The sequence below is a fragment of the Methylobacterium sp. J-026 genome (genome assembly GCF_022829585.1).
Classification (GTDB): Bacteria; Pseudomonadota; Alphaproteobacteria; order Rhizobiales; family Beijerinckiaceae; genus Methylobacterium.
Genome location: NZ_JAKSYC010000162.1, coordinates 1 through 13,009 on the forward strand (window position 1 = coordinate 1; position 13,009 = coordinate 13,009).

Below are 13,009 nucleotides of genomic sequence, written 5' to 3' on the forward strand. Positions count from 1 at the left end.
CCGGTCGGCACGCCCATCTCGTGGGCCATGTTGACCAGATCCTCGGTGCAAATGTTGCCGGTGGCGCCGGGGGCGAACGGGCAGCCGCCGAGGCCGCCGAGCGCCGCGTCGAACCGCCGGGCGCCGGCCTCGTAGGCGGCCAGCACGTTGGCGAGGCCGAGGCCGCGCGTGTTGTGGAAGTGGAGCGTCAGGCGCCCGGACCCGACCAGCGGTAGCACCCGGGCGACCAGCCGTTCCACCTGCCGGGGATTGGCCATGCCGGTGGTGTCGGCGAGCGTCACCCCGTCGACGCCGAGCGACAGGTAGCGCTCCACCTGAGCCAGGACCTTGTCGGCGGGCTGGTCGCCCTCGAACGGGCAGCCGAAGGCGGTGGCCACGGTGGCGTTGGTGCTGACCGGCGCGCCGTGCACCGCCTCCATGATCCGCGCGAAGCCGGCAATCGAATCGGCCGGGCTCATGCCCATATTGGCGCGGTTGTGGGTCTCGCTCACCGAGGCCACGAGGTTGACCTCGTCGACCTTGGCGGCGAGCGCCCGCTCGGCGCCCTTCGGGTTCGGCACCAGGGCGACGTAGACCGTCCCGGGCCGGCGCCGGATCCCGGCGAAGACCTCGGCGGCGTCTGCGAGCGCCGGCACGGCCTTCGGCGAGACGAAAGAGGAGACCTCGATCCGGGTGAAGCCGGTCTGCGCCAGGGCGTCGATCAGACGGATCTTCTCCTCCGTCGGCACGAAGGCGGCTTCGATCTGGAAGCCGTCGCGGGTGGCGACCTCCTGGACGATCAGCGTGTCGCTCGTCGGGGTGCGGGTCGGGGCGCTCATGCCACGGCTCCCTTCGCGCGCAGGGCGGCGATCCGCTCCGGGTCGAGGCCGAGTTCGGACAGAACCGCGTCCGTGTGGGCGCCGAGCGCCGGGCCCTGCCAGCGGATTTCGCCGGGGGTGTCGGACAGCTTCGGCACGATGCCGGGCATCTTCACCGCGGTCCCGCCGGGCAGCTCGGCCTGGAGGATCATGTCGCGGGCCTGGTAGTGCGGGTCGGCCACGATGTCGGCCACCGAGTAGATCCGGCCCGCCGGCACGTCGGCGGAATCGAGGGCCGCGAGCGCCTCCTCGACGGTCTTGGTCTTCGACCAGTCGGCAATGACGCCGTCCAGCATGGCGGATTGCTTGGAGCGGCCATCGTTGTTGCGCAGGCCAGGATCCTCGGCGAGGTCGGGCTGGCCGATCGCCGTCATCAGGCGGCGGAAGATTGGGTCGCTGTTGCCGGCGATGACCACGTAGCCGCCGTCCCGGGTGGGATAGGTGTTCGACGGGGTGATGCCCGGCAGCGCCCCGCCGGTGCGGGTGCGGACCTCGCCCAGCAGATCGTATTCCGGGACGAGGCTCTCCATCACGTTGAACACGCTCTCGACGAGGGAGACGTCGATGACCTGGCCGGCGCCCTGGCCGGTCTTGACCCGCAGGAGCGCCATCAGGGCGCCGATCACCCCGTGGAGCGAGGCGAGGGTGTCGCCGATGCTGACCCCGACCCGCGCCGGGGGCGAATCCGGGCTGCCGGTGGTGAAGCGGATGCCGCCCATCGATTCGCCGATGGCGCCGAAGCCCGGGCGGTCGCGGTACGGGCCGGTCTGGCCGTAGCCCGAGATCCGGACCATCACGAGGTTCGGGTTGAGGGCCGAGAGCACGTCCCAGCCCAGCCCGAGCTTCTCCAGCCCGCCGGGGCGGAAGTTCTCGACCACCACGTCGGCGCTCCGGGCGAGCTGCTTGACGATGTCGAGGCCTTCGGGCGACTTCAGATTGACGGCGATCGATTTCTTGTTGCGCGACTGCAGGTACCACCAGAGCGAGGTGCCCTCGTGCATCTTGCGCCACTTGCGCAGGGGGTCGCCCTCGCCCGGGGGCTCGACCTTGATCACCTCGGCGCCGAACTCGGCCATCAGGCGCGTCGCGAACGGCGCGGCGATGAGCTGACCGAGTTCGAGAACACGGATGCCGCTCAGCGGACCGGACATGCGCTCCTCCCTGTTTTGTTGACCGATGAATACTATCGCCCCCGGGTGGAAGTCCAAACGCCATCCATCACCGTGCGTTCTCCGGCGGAGAACGCTGGGCCGCGGCGGCGCGCAGGTGGTCGCGCAGGAGGGCGGCGGCCGGGGGCAGGAAGCCGGGGCGGACGACGAGGCTCAGCGTGCGCTGCGCCCAGGGGTCGGTGAGCGGCACCGCGGCGAGGCGCATCGACGGTCCTAGCAGGGCGTAGACGGGCTCCGGCACGGTACCGAGCCCCAGCCCGACCTGCGCCATCCGGCAGATCGCGTCGAAGCTCGGCACGTGCATCCGCAGGCGGAGCGGCCGGCCGAGGCGCCGGGCCTCGTCGCGCAGGGCAGCGTAGATCGAGCTCTCGGCGTGCAGCCCGACATGGTCGTAGTCCAGGGTGTCGGCCAGGGCGACGGCGCCGCGCGCGCTCAGGGGATGGCCCTCCGGCATCACCAGGACGAGGCGGTCGGTCCGGTACGGACAGACGGCGAGCGTGCGCGTGTCCGTCCCGCCCGCGCAGATGCCGAGATCGGCGAGCCCCTCCTCGACCCCCGCCACCACGCCGCCGCTCGGGCGCTCCTCCAGGTCGACCCGGATCCCGCCCTGGGCGGCCAGGAAGGCCCGGAGATCCTCGGGCAGGAATTCCACGATGGCCGAGAGGTTGGCCAGCACCCGCACGAAGCCGCGCACGCCTCTGGCATGCTCGGCGAGTTCCAGGGCGATCTGCTCGGCACTCGCCAGCATCCGGCGGGTATGGTGGAGCAGCGTCTCGCCCGCCGGCGTCAGGCGCATGCCCCGGGGCTCCCGGGTGAGCAGCGCGCAGCCGAGGGCGTGCTCCAGCTCGGCGAGCCGCTTGCTCACCGCCGAGGGGGCGATGGCCGCCCGCCTGGCCGCGCCGTTGAGCGTGCCCTCCGCGCAGATCGCCGCGAACAGGCGCAGCGTCTTGAGGTCGAGGCGGCTCAGGACCGCGGCGGCGGGCAGGTCGGCGGACATCCGGTCTCCCCCGAAACCGAGGCGGTCAGTCCCGCGATCCGACCGGCTGGCCGTAATGGCCGTGGCCGAGCTTCGCGCCCTGCCGGTTGACCCGGCCGAAGCGCAGCACCGCCTGCTCCAGATAGGCGATCGCGTCGACGAGATGGGTGCGCGCCGACGCGATGGTGTCCTCCCCCTCCTCGACCGGGGTCTCGGCGAGCTTCACGGCGGCGATCAGCACCCGGTCGCGCTCGTCCTCGATCCGCGGGTCGCGCTCGACATGGCTGCGGACCCGGGCGTCGTAGGCCTCGATGACCGACCAGGGCAGCGCGTCCTTGCCGGCCGGGGCCCGGAAGGCCAGGGCGTGGCGCCGGGCGGCCGCGCTGGCGGCCCTGACGTGGTCGGCGAGTTCTGCATCCATGCCCGGTCTCCGCGGCACCGCTCCGACGTCGCCAACGTGTTCCGGCGCCCTCCGTTGCCCTTACCGGCCGGCGCCGCCGTCCTTCAAGGCGGGCGGGGGTGGGGCTTACCTTGGCGGATCGACTCGGCGGTTCGACTCGGCGGTTCGAATCGGTATCTGTCGATTCCGTGATCGACGGGCCGGGATTCGCCCGGCGAACGGGGGACGGAATGACGACGACATCCTTGGCCGGCGCGCTGCGCCAGCCCTCCTCGGCGGCGCGCCTCCTCGGCGTGGTCGCGATGCTGCTGGTGGCCGCCGGCCTGTCCGGCTGCGGCGCGGTCAACCAAGTGCCGACCCTCCAGGAGCAGGCGAAATCCGCCTGGAGCGAGGTGCAGAACCAGTACCAGCGCCGGGCCGACCTGATCCCCAACCTCGTCGAGACCGTGAAGGGCTACGCCCAGCAGGAGAAGGACGTGCTGATCGGCGTCACCGAGGCGCGCGCCAAGGCGTCGAGCGTGAAGGTCGACGCCGCCACGGTCAGCGACCCGCAGAAGTTCAAGGACTACCAGGACGCGCAGAACCAGCTGTCCGGCGCGCTGGGGCGGCTGCTCGTGACCGTGGAGCGCTATCCCGACCTGAAATCGAACCAGAACTTCCTGGCCCTGCAATCGCAGCTTGAGGGCACCGAGAACCGCATCGCGGTGGCCCGGCGCGACTACATCACCGCCGTCCAGGCCTACAACACCGAGGTGCGCACGATTCCCGGCCGCTGGATCGCGGCCATCCTCTATCCGGACGCCAAGCCGATGGAGACCTTCACGGCCACGCCCAACGCCGACCGGCCGCCGAACGTGAAGTTCTAGGGACCGCCCGTGGGCCAAGGCATCCCGACGCGGGTGCGGCTCGCCCTCGCGCTCGCCGTCATCGCCGCCTGCCTGGCGGTCTATGCGGTCGGGGCGCTGGCGGCCGACCTGACCTTTCCGCCGCTCACCGGCCGCGTGGTCGACGCGGCCGGCATCCTCACGCCGGACCAGCGCCAGGCCCTCGACGCCAAGCTGAAGGCGCATGCGGACAGGACCTCGGACCAGGTCGTGGTCGCGACCGTGCCGAGCCTCCAGGGCACGACGATCGAGGATTACGCCAACCGCCTGTTCCGGGACTGGAAGCTCGGGCAGGCCAAGACCAACAACGGCGTCCTGCTCCTGGTGGCCCCGAAGGAGCGCAAGGTCCGCATCGAGGTCGGCTACGGCCTCGAAGGCGCACTCACCGACGCCCTGTCCCGGACGATCATCGCCGGCGCGATCACGCCGCGCTTCAAGACCGACGATTACTTCGGCGGCCTCGACGCGGGCGTCGACGGGATCCTGTCGATCCTGGCGGGGGACGCCGAGGAGTGGCAGCGCAAGCCGGAGGTGCGCGCCGACGAGGTCGATCCCGTGCAGGTCGGGATCTTCATCCTGCTGCTCCTGATCGTGGTGGTGGCCGCCTGGCGCATGACCCGGATCGCCGGACGGGCCGGCCGCGGCGGCGTGGTGGTGATCCCGACCGGCTCGGGCGGGTGGGGCGGCGGCTTCTCGGACGGCGGCGGGTCGGGCGGTGTCGATGACGGCTTCTCCGGCGGGGGCGGCTCGTCGGGCGGCGGGGGAGCCTCCGGTGACTGGTAGCCCCGCGGATGCGCTGACGCCGGAGGTGCAGGCCCGCCTCGCCCGGGCCGTGGCGCGGGCCGAGGCCGGCACGTCCGGCGAGATCGTCGTGATGGTGGTCGCCCGGGCGGGCGCCTATCGCTCCCTCGTCCTGCTGGCGACCCTGGTGGCGGCCCTGATCCTGCCCTGGCCGCTGATCGCACTGACGGAATGGAGCGCGGTCTCCCTCTGCCTGGCGCAGGCGGCCCTCGTGGCCGCGGTTCTCCTGGCGAGCCTGAACGCGCGGCTGCGGCTCGCCCTGGTGCCGCGCCGCCTGCGCGGCGACCGCGCCCGGGAGGCGGCGCGCCGGGCCTTCCGGTCCCGGGGCCTGAACCGCACCCGATCCCGCACCGGTGTGCTGCTCTACCTGTCGCTGGCCGAGCGGCACGCGGAGATCGTCACCGATCTGGGCGTGCTCCGGCACGTCCCGCAGGCCACCTGGGATGGCATCCTGGCCGATCTCACCCGAGCCCTCGGCCAGGGCGCGACCGAGGCCGCCCTGACCGCGGCGATCGCGGCCATCGGGGCCTGCCTGGAGGCGCATCTGCCGGCCGGTCCCGACGATCCGGACGAGTTGCCGAACCGGGTGATCGTGGTCGCCTGAGGCGCCGCAGCCGGCGCTCGCGCCATCGACGGTCCGTGGCGGCCGGCCGCGGGACACGGCGACACCGGGGGACGGCCGCGCTTTTGTGCGCCGCCGCACAAAATGTTTCCGGCGCCGTAACCACGTGAGACCACGGGCGATTTCCCCTTCGAGGCTTCGTGCCCGCAGGGGCGCCGAGACCCGACAGAGAGCGCTGCCGGCAAGGCTGGCCGCGCTCGAGGAGAGCCCGATGAAGATCCTGATCGCCGCGACGCCGCTCACCGGCCACCTGAATCCGCTGCTTGCCATCGGCCGCACCGTCGCGGCGCGCGGCGACGATGTTGTGGTGCTGACCGACGAAGCCTTCCGCGGGAAGGTCGAGGCGGCGGGCCTGCGCTTCACGGCCTACGCGGATGACGGCGCGGCCACGTTCCGGGAGACCACGCTGCCGGCCGGTCCGGAGCGTTACCGGCGCGAATTCGAGCGCCGCTTCATCGATCCGATGCCCGGGCAGGCGGCGGTGCTGCGCCGCCTGATCGCCGACGAGGCGCCGGACGTGATCGTGGCCGGCAGCATGTTCCTCGGCGTGCTGCCGCTGCTCCTCGACACGGCGCCCCGGCCGCCGATCGTGACCGTCAATATCAGCTTCCTGTTCCTGGAGCGGCCCGACCACGCCCCGGTCGGCCTCGGCCTGCCCCCCGCCCGGGACCAGGCCGAGCAGGTCCGCTACGCCGCCCTGAAGGCCGGGATGGACGCGGCCTTCGCCAACCCGGTGCGCGCCTACACGGACGGCCAGCTCGCGCGGCTCGGCCTGCCGCCGCTGCCCGCCTCGCTGCCCCATTCCATCGTTGTGCTGCCCGACCTGTTCCTCCAGCCCACCGTGCCGGGCTTCGAGTACGATTACGGTGCGCTGCCGCCGGGTCTGCGCTTCATCGGGCTGCTGCAGCCGCCCGCCCCGCCCGCGCCGCTGCCGGAATGGTGGCCGGAGCTGGAGGCGGCGAACGCCGCGGCCAAACCCGTCGTTCTGGTGACCCAGGGGACGCTGGCCAACGCGGATTTCGGCGAGCTCATCGAGCCAACCCTCGCGGCCCTGGCCGACCGGGACGATCTCCTCGTCCTGGCCACCACCGGCGGACGACCCATCGAGACCCTGCGCGGGCCGATCCCGGCCAACACGCGGGTCTCGCGCTTCCTGCCGTTCCGGGATCTGCTGCCGCGGGTGAGCGTGCTCGTGACCAATGGCGGCTACGGCAGCGTCTCGCAGGCGCTGGCCGCCGGCGTGCCGATCGTGTCCGCGGGGCTGACCGAGGACAAGGCGGAGGTGAACGCCCGGGTCGGCTGGTCCGGGGTCGGCCTCAACCTCGCCACCAACGCGCCGAGCCCGGACGCGGTGCGGGACGCGGTCGGCCGAGTGCTCGCCGAGCCCCGATTCCAGCAGCGCGCCGGCGCCCTGCAGGCGGCCTTCGCGACCCGGGACGCCATGGCGGGCATCCTGACGGCGGTGGACGACCTCGGCCGCTCCGGGCCGGTCCGCGGCGGCCGGACCGGCGTCGCGGTGCCGCTGGCGCGGTCGGCATGACTTCCCCCGCCGAACCGGAGGCGCTGCGCGTCGTCGTCGATCTCAACCGCTGCCAGGGCTACGCCCAGTGCTGCTACGCGGCCCCCGAGGCCTTCAGCCTCCACGGCCACGAGATCCTGTTCTATGATCCCGCCCCGCCGGCCGAACGGCGCGGCGCGATCGAGCGGGCGGTCCAGGCCTGCCCGGTCCGCGCCATCAGCCTCCAGGCCGGCCCGGATGACGGAGACGCGCCGTGAGCCCAGAGCCCGCCGGCATCGTCGTGGTGGGCGCCTCCCTGGCGGGCCTGCGCGGGGCGGAGGCCCTGCGGCGGGGCGGCTATGACGGGCCGCTCACCCTCGTCGGCGCGGAGCCCCACCGGCCCTACGACCGCCCGCCCCTGTCGAAGCACGTGCTGGCCGGGGCGCTGGATGCGGGCGCGACCCGCCTGCCGGAGTTGACCGCCCTCCGGGCCCGCTGGCGGCTCGGGAATACGGCCGTGGCCCTCGACCGGGCGGCCCGCACGGTCCGCCTCGCCGATGGTGCGGTGCTGGCCTACGACAAGCTCCTCGTGGCCACCGGCGCCGAGGCCCGGCCCTGGCCGGCCGCGACCGGGGGCGGCCTGACCGGCATCCACACCCTGCGCGGCCGCGACGACGCCCGCGCCCTGCGGGCGGCCCTGGTCGCCGGCCCGCGGCGGGTGCTCGTCGTCGGCGGCGGGCTGATCGGGTGCGAGGCGACCTCGTGCCTGCGCGACCTCGGCCTCCCGGTCACCCTGGTCGATCCCCATCCGACGCCCCTGGCCAACGCCCTCGGCACTGTTGTCGGCGGCGTGATCGCCGATCGCCTGCGCGACGCGGGCGCCGTGTTCCGCCCCGGCACGCAGGTCCGGGCCTTCGAGGGCGACGCGTCGGGCCGGGTCGTCCGCGCCCGGTTGGCGGATGGCAGCGCCATCGAGGCCGATCTCGTCATCGCGGCCCTCGGGGCGACCCGCGCGACCGGCTGGCTCCGGGGCGCCGGGCTGATGGCCGATCCCGGAGGGCTCACCTGCGACGGGGCCTGCCGCGCCCGCGACGCCGACGGCACGCCCTGCCCGGACATCTACGCGGCCGGCGATGCCGCCCGCTGGCCGATCCCGCTCTACGGCGACCGGCTGGTCTCGGTGGAGCATTGGGGCAACGCCGTCGCGCAGGCCAGCCACGCCGCGCGCAACATGCTGGCCGGTCCCGGGGACCAGCGTCCCTACGCGCACCTGCCGGCCTTCTGGTCGAGCCAGTTCGGGATCAACATCAAGCTGGTCGGCCTGACCGCGGGGGCGGACACCGTGGCCGTGGTGCAGGGCTCGCTCGCCGCGCGGCGGTTCCTCGCCGTCTACGGCCGGGGCGGGCGCAGCATCGCGGCCGTGTCCTTCGATCAGGCCCGGTGGCTGCCCGCCTACGCCGAGGCGATCCTGACGGGCAGCCCCGTCCCGCCGATCACCGACGCCACCGACCAGCCCCGCATCGCCCGGGCCGATCCCGGATTCCCGCCGCCGCGCCGGGCGGCCCCGGCACCGTCCCCGGCCGAGACCGCCCATGCCTGACGACGCCCTGTTCGCCGCCGTGACGGACCCGGCCAACCGGGCCGATCCCTATCCGCTCTACGCCCGTCTGCGGGAGCGGCCGGTCGCCCGCCAGCGCGACGGCAGCTACGTGGTGAGCGGCCACGCGGCGATCCGCGCCCTGATCTTCGATCCGCGGCTGAGTTCCGAGGATCTGCCGCCGTTCCGGCGCCCGCCCACCGGCAATCCGATCCGCGACTGGATCCTCAATCCGATCCGCAGCCGGATCGCCAGCGCGCACCGGCCCCTGATCTTCCGCGATCCGCCGGACCATGACGCCCTGCGCGCGGCGGTGATGCGGGAATTCACCATTCCGCGGGTCCAGGCCCTGCGCCCGCGCGTGGTCCGGGAGGTGGACGCGCTCCTCGACGCCTGCCGGGGGCGCGAGCGGATCTGTCTCGTGGACGACCTGTCCTATCCGCTGCCCGTCTCGGTGATCTGCGACTTGCTCGGGGTGCCGGAATCCGACGAGCCGCAGTTCCAGACCTGGGCGACGCAGCTCGCCACGGCCCTGGAGCCCGATGCCCGCGGCGACGTCGAGACCCGCCGGCACACGGTGGCGGCCTTCGACGCGATCTCGGATTACATGCGCGGCCTCATCCGGGAGAAGCGCCGCTGCCCTACGGGCGACATGCTGAGTGGGCTGGCCGCCCCCGGACCGGGCGGACGGAAGCAGATGAGCGACTTCGACCTGATCGCCACCGCAATCCTGCTGCTGGTCGCGGGCCACGAGACCACCGTGAACCTGATCACCAACGCCATGCTGACCCTGCTCCGCCATCCGGAGGAGCTGGCGCGGCTGCGCGCCGATCCCGAGCGCGCCCCGCGGCTGATCGAGGAGGTGCTGCGCTTCGAGCCGCCGGTGCATTTCCGGACCCGCAAGGCCCTCGGCGCGATCACGCTGGCGGGCGAGACCATCCCGAAGGGTGCGCCGATCATCCTGCTCTTCGCCGCCGGCAACCGCGATCCGGCCCGCTTCGACGCCCCCGACCGCTTCGATCCCGACCGCCCGGACCTCGAGCATTTCGGCTTCGGCGGCGGCCTGCATTATTGCGTCGGCGCGCCCCTCGCCCGGATCGAGGCGGAGATCGCCCTGGTGGCCCTGAGCCGCCGCCTCGTCGCCCCGCGGCTGATGCACGATCCGCCGCCCTACCGCCCCGGCGCCTCCCTGCGGGGACCCGAGCAGCTGCATATCGGCATCGACGGGATCGCCTGAGCCGGCGGCCGGCGCGCGGTCGTGCCCCTGTGGGCTATGATGGTCACACGACGCTGACGGATGCGCGCGCGGACACCGGGCCGGGCCCGATCAGGCGTGAAGATTTGGTGAGGACCACGGTTTCACGTGAAACATCTGTAAACCATGACCCTCACCGCCGCGTACGGCGCGTTCAGCGCCGCACTGGCACCGGCCCGTTCATGCCCGGCCAATCGGAATAGCCGTTGGCCCCACCGCCGTACCAATAGGCCTTCGGCGCCTCGGCGATGGGGGCGCCGGTGGCGAACCGCGCCACGAGATCGGGATTGGCGAGGTAGGAACGGCCGAAGCTGAACAGATCGGCCCGGCCGGCGGCCAACTCCTTCTCGGCGAGATCGAGGGTCAGCCCGTTGTTGCCGATATAGGCGCCCTTGAACCGCCGGCGCAGGGCCGCGAGGTCGACGCCCTCGGGCGCGTCGCGCGTCTGCTGCGTCACGCCCTCGATCGCGTGGACGTAGAGGAGCCCGAACCCGTTGAGCGCGTCGATATAGGCCCCGTAGGTGGCGTTCGGATCGGAATCGAGCGGCGTCTCACCGGGCTGGGTCGTGGCGGGCGAGATCCGGATGCCGACACGGTCGCCCCCGCCCCAGACCTCGGTCACCGCCTGGACGACTTCCAGCGGGAAGCGCAGGCGGTTCTCGATGGAGCCGCCGTAGCGGTCGGTCCGCCGGTTGGTCGAATCGCGGACGAACTGCTCCAAGAGGTAATTGTTGGCCGAGTGGATCTCGACGCCGTCGAACCCGGCCCGTTTGGCGTTCTCGGCCGCCCGGCGGTAATCCGCCACGATGCCCGGGATCTCGTCGGTCTCGAGGGCGCGCGGCGTCACGTGGGGTTTCATGCCCTCGCGGGTGAAGGCGGTTCCCTCCGGCCGGATCGCCGAGGCCGAGACCGGGGGCTTCCCGCCCGGCTGCAGATCGGGATGCGAGATCCGCCCCGTATGCCAGAGCTGGAGGAAGATCAGCCCGTCATTCGCGTGGATGGTCCGGACGATCCGCGACCAGCTCTCGACCTGCGCGTCGGACCAGATCCCCGGCGTGTACGCGTAGCCCACGGCCTGGGGCGAGATGTTGGTCGCCTCCGCGATGATCAGGCCGGCGCTCGCCCGCTGGCCGTAATAATCGGCGGCGAAGTCCGGGGGCACACCGTCGTCGTTCGAGCGGCTGCGGGTCAGAGGCGCCATCACGACGCGGTTCTTGAGGCTCAGGCCACCGATGGTGACGGGCTGGAGGATCGGGCTGTTCGGCATAGGGACTCGCAAAAAGGGCTCGGCGATATGGGCGGCGGCGCGCGCGCCCGAGGACGGCACAGGGACCGCCCCGCATTCTGACGAAGGGACGGAGAACCCTGCCGCCAGGCTGACAACCGGTGAGGACCGGGTGCGGGTTCCGCCTGGGCGCGCGGCTGCGGCGTGCCGGCCCGCATCGGGACGAAGCGCCGCTGCACCGGAACTTGGCCGTACCAGACGGGGCTTACCCTCCGAGACGGCCGCGCGCGGCCCTCACCCCGATCCCATCTGGAGCTCCTCGCCATGAAGGCACTGTGCTGGCACGGCCGAAACGACATCCGCTGCGACACGGTCCCGGATCCGGTCATCGAGGATCCCCGCGACGTGATCATCAAGGTCACGAGCTGCGCGATCTGCGGCTCCGACCTCCACCTGATGGACGGGCTCATGCCGACCATGAAGAGCGGCGACGTGCTCGGCCATGAATTCATGGGCGAGGTCGTCGAGGTCGGTCAGGGCTTCACCAAGTTCAAGAAGGGCGACCGGATCGTCGTGCCGTTCAACATCAACTGTGGCGAATGCCGGCAGTGCAAGCTCGGCAACTTCTCAGTGTGCGAGCGCTCGAACCGCAACGCCGAGATGGCCGCGGCGCAGTTCGGCTACACGACGGCCGGGCTGTTCGGCTACTCGCACCTCACCGGCGGCTATGCGGGCGGCCAGGCCGAGTATGTGCGCGTGCCCATGGCCGACGTGGCACCGATGAAGGTGCCGGACGGCATGGACGACGAGTCGGTCCTGTTCCTCACCGACATCCTGCCCACCGGCTGGCAGGGCGCCGAGCATTGCGAGATCCAGGGCGGCGAGACCATCGCGATCTGGGGTGCGGGGCCGGTCGGCCTGTTCGCGATCCAGTCGGCCAAGATCATGGGGGCCGAGCGCATCATCGCCATCGACACGGTGCCGGAGCGCCTCGCGCTGGCCCGGAAGGCCGGGGCCACCGACATCATCGACTTCATGAACGAGGACGTGTTCGAGCGCATCAAGGAGATCACCAAGGGCCAGGGCGCCGACGGCGTGATCGACTGCGTCGGCATGGAGGCGAGCGGCGGCCATGGCGGCCTCACCGGCATGCTCTCCGCCGTCCAGGAGACGCTGACCGCCACCGAGCGGCCCTATGCCCTCGCCGACGCGATCAAGGCGGTCCGGCCCTGCGGGATCGTCTCGGTGCCGGGCGTCTACGGCGGCCCGATCCCGGTCAACATGGGCTCGATCGTGCAGAAGGGCCTGACCCTGAAGAGCGGCCAGACCCACGTGAAGCGCTACCTCGAGCCGCTGACCAAGCTGATCCAGGAGGGCAAGATCGACATGACCAGCCTGATCACCCACCGCTCCCACGACCTCGCCGACGGGCCGGACCTCTACAAGGCCTTCCGGGACAAGACGGATGGCTGCGTGAAGGTCGTGTTCCACCTCTGAGGCGCCGATGCCGTTCCCGATCGCATCGCGACCGGGAACGGCCGTCGGTCCGCGTTCCGTCGCGTGTCCCCCTGCGGGTGCGCGCCGGGCGGCGGATCACCGGCCCCGGCACATGGGCGCGGGACAGCGGTTGCACCCCTTTTCCGCGACGCGCGAGACCCAGCGGCATCGCCCTGAGAGTGCCGGCCCGGGCGCGTCCGGTCGCGATCCGATCGGTGGGCCGCAGCG

At 72.5% G+C, this 13,009-nt stretch carries 13 protein-coding genes; 8 read left to right on the forward strand and 5 right to left on the reverse strand.

Annotated elements, in window-relative coordinates:
- From MKK69_RS15155 to MKK69_RS15170, 4 genes are all read right to left on the reverse strand, one after another.
- Positions 1–818: hydroxymethylglutaryl-CoA lyase (locus tag MKK69_RS15155; RefSeq protein ID WP_243969036.1), on the reverse strand; the 818-nt coding region annotated here is incomplete at its 3' end.
- Positions 815–2,008, reverse strand: coding sequence for a CaiB/BaiF CoA transferase family protein (locus tag MKK69_RS15160; protein ID WP_243969038.1), 1,194 nt, complete (start codon positions 2,006–2,008; stop codon positions 815–817). The genes MKK69_RS15155 and MKK69_RS15160, both read right to left, overlap by 4 nt.
- Before the next feature lie 67 nt (positions 2,009–2,075).
- Positions 2,076–3,023, reverse strand: coding sequence for a LysR substrate-binding domain-containing protein (locus MKK69_RS15165; protein WP_243969040.1), 948 nt, complete (start codon positions 3,021–3,023; stop codon positions 2,076–2,078).
- Positions 3,024–3,048: 25 nt separating this feature from the next.
- A complete protein-coding gene (locus MKK69_RS15170) occupies positions 3,049–3,423 on the reverse strand; it encodes a hypothetical protein (protein WP_243969042.1) in 375 nt (124 codons plus the stop codon).
- A gap of 281 nt (positions 3,424–3,704) precedes the next feature.
- On the opposite strand from MKK69_RS15170, the gene MKK69_RS15175 reads away from it, so the two are divergent.
- The 7 genes from MKK69_RS15175 (at position 3,705) to MKK69_RS15205 (ending at position 10,041) form a co-directional block, all read left to right on the forward strand.
- A complete protein-coding gene (locus MKK69_RS15175) occupies positions 3,705–4,268 on the forward strand; it encodes a LemA family protein (protein ID WP_409564817.1) in 564 nt (187 codons plus the stop codon).
- A gap of 33 nt (positions 4,269–4,301) precedes the next feature.
- Positions 4,302–5,069, forward strand: a complete 768-nt coding sequence (locus MKK69_RS15180) for a TPM domain-containing protein (RefSeq protein WP_409564818.1) — start codon at positions 4,302–4,304, stop codon at positions 5,067–5,069.
- Entirely contained in the window at positions 5,059–5,691 is a 633-nt protein-coding gene (locus tag MKK69_RS15185) for a TPM domain-containing protein (protein ID WP_243969046.1), read from the forward strand. The genes MKK69_RS15180 and MKK69_RS15185 overlap by 11 nt, the downstream gene beginning before the upstream one ends.
- 229 nt (positions 5,692–5,920) lie before the next feature.
- The gene (locus MKK69_RS15190) at positions 5,921–7,249 is read left to right on the forward strand and encodes a glycosyltransferase (protein ID WP_243969048.1); all 1,329 of its coding nucleotides are present in this window, start codon (positions 5,921–5,923) and stop codon (positions 7,247–7,249) included.
- The gene (locus MKK69_RS15195; protein ID WP_243969050.1) at positions 7,246–7,485 is read left to right on the forward strand and encodes a ferredoxin; all 240 of its coding nucleotides are present in this window, start codon (positions 7,246–7,248) and stop codon (positions 7,483–7,485) included. The genes MKK69_RS15190 and MKK69_RS15195 overlap by 4 nt, the downstream gene beginning before the upstream one ends.
- Positions 7,482–8,807, forward strand: coding sequence for an NAD(P)/FAD-dependent oxidoreductase (locus MKK69_RS15200; RefSeq protein ID WP_243969052.1), 1,326 nt, complete (start codon positions 7,482–7,484; stop codon positions 8,805–8,807). Before MKK69_RS15195 ends, MKK69_RS15200 begins: the two co-directional genes overlap by 4 nt.
- A complete protein-coding gene (locus MKK69_RS15205; RefSeq protein ID WP_243969055.1) occupies positions 8,800–10,041 on the forward strand; it encodes a cytochrome P450 in 1,242 nt (413 codons plus the stop codon). Before MKK69_RS15200 ends, MKK69_RS15205 begins: the two co-directional genes overlap by 8 nt.
- A 172-nt stretch (positions 10,042–10,213) precedes the next feature.
- On the opposite strand, the gene MKK69_RS15210 is transcribed toward MKK69_RS15205, so the two are convergent.
- Entirely contained in the window at positions 10,214–11,326 is a 1,113-nt protein-coding gene (locus MKK69_RS15210; protein WP_243969056.1) for an alkene reductase, read from the reverse strand.
- Between the two features lie 282 nt (positions 11,327–11,608).
- On the opposite strand from MKK69_RS15210, the gene MKK69_RS15215 reads away from it, so the two are divergent.
- The gene (locus MKK69_RS15215) at positions 11,609–12,781 is read left to right on the forward strand and encodes a zinc-dependent alcohol dehydrogenase (protein WP_243969058.1); all 1,173 of its coding nucleotides are present in this window, start codon (positions 11,609–11,611) and stop codon (positions 12,779–12,781) included.
- Positions 12,782–13,009: the final 228 nt, after the last annotated feature.

Bases quoted from the DNA above. Each gene is read 5' to 3' on its own strand.
- MKK69_RS15215 (WP_243969058.1), top strand. From the start codon at position 11,609: ATGAAGGCACTGTGCTGGCACGGCCGAAACGACATCCGCTGCGACACG.
- MKK69_RS15170 (WP_243969042.1), bottom strand. From the start codon at position 3,423: ATGGATGCAGAACTCGCCGACCACGTCAGGGCCGCCAGCGCGGCCGCC.
- MKK69_RS15195 (WP_243969050.1), top strand. From the start codon at position 7,246: ATGACTTCCCCCGCCGAACCGGAGGCGCTGCGCGTCGTCGTCGATCTC.
- MKK69_RS15210 (WP_243969056.1), bottom strand. From the start codon at position 11,326: ATGCCGAACAGCCCGATCCTCCAGCCCGTCACCATCGGTGGCCTGAGC.
- MKK69_RS15205 (WP_243969055.1), top strand. From the start codon at position 8,800: ATGCCTGACGACGCCCTGTTCGCCGCCGTGACGGACCCGGCCAACCGG.
- MKK69_RS15160 (WP_243969038.1), bottom strand. From the start codon at position 2,008: ATGTCCGGTCCGCTGAGCGGCATCCGTGTTCTCGAACTCGGTCAGCTC.
- MKK69_RS15190 (WP_243969048.1), top strand. From the start codon at position 5,921: ATGAAGATCCTGATCGCCGCGACGCCGCTCACCGGCCACCTGAATCCG.
- MKK69_RS15165 (WP_243969040.1), bottom strand. From the start codon at position 3,023: ATGTCCGCCGACCTGCCCGCCGCCGCGGTCCTGAGCCGCCTCGACCTC.
- MKK69_RS15175 (WP_409564817.1), top strand. From the start codon at position 3,705: ATGCTGCTGGTGGCCGCCGGCCTGTCCGGCTGCGGCGCGGTCAACCAA.